The organism is Streptomyces sp. WM4235 (assembly GCF_001279725.1).
Classification (GTDB): Bacteria; Actinomycetota; Actinomycetes; order Streptomycetales; family Streptomycetaceae; genus Streptomyces.
The window spans coordinates 1-378 of record NZ_LGDE01000324.1 but is presented as its reverse complement, the minus strand read 5'-3'; the positions used below and the strand labels follow the sequence as shown (position 1 = coordinate 378).

2 pseudogenes are annotated in these 378 nt (G+C 69.0%); one reads left to right on the top strand and one right to left on the bottom strand.

Going from position 1 to position 378, the window contains the following annotated elements:
• Positions 1–127: pseudogene (locus ADK55_RS36595) on the bottom strand (ISAzo13-like element transposase-related protein); the annotation flags it as partial.
• Between ADK55_RS36595 and ADK55_RS20775 the strand changes: the two are divergent.
• Positions 125–378: pseudogene (locus tag ADK55_RS20775) on the top strand (ISAzo13-like element transposase-related protein); the annotation flags it as partial. The pseudogenes ADK55_RS36595 and ADK55_RS20775 sit on opposite strands and share 3 nt — an antisense overlap.

The window sequence follows — 378 nt, the reverse complement described above, 5'->3', positions numbered from 1 at the left end:
GCGGGTCGGCGAAGTCGTGGACGCTGACCGGGACGGGCTCGCCGGCGGGACGCCACTGGGGGCCGCTGTTTTTGAAGTCGCCCACGAGTTTCTTTTTTTTGGGGTCCCCGCTGATGACCGGGTGGCCCGGGGAAGTGAGATTACTGGCCAAGATGGTGTGTTCGGCGTGGAATCCGGCGACGAGCCGTTGGGGCGGGTCCTGCGTCCCGTTGGTTTACGCAAACGGGTTGCCGATCTGGGCCCGGGGCTGCGGCCGGCACTGCTGGCGGTGGTCGAGCCCGATGAGAGAGGCGCCCCGATGTCGCCGCTGCCGTGGACTGTGAAATCGACCCGTGCGATCGCGGCGGAGCTGGCCCGGGCCGGGCACCGGATCAGCGC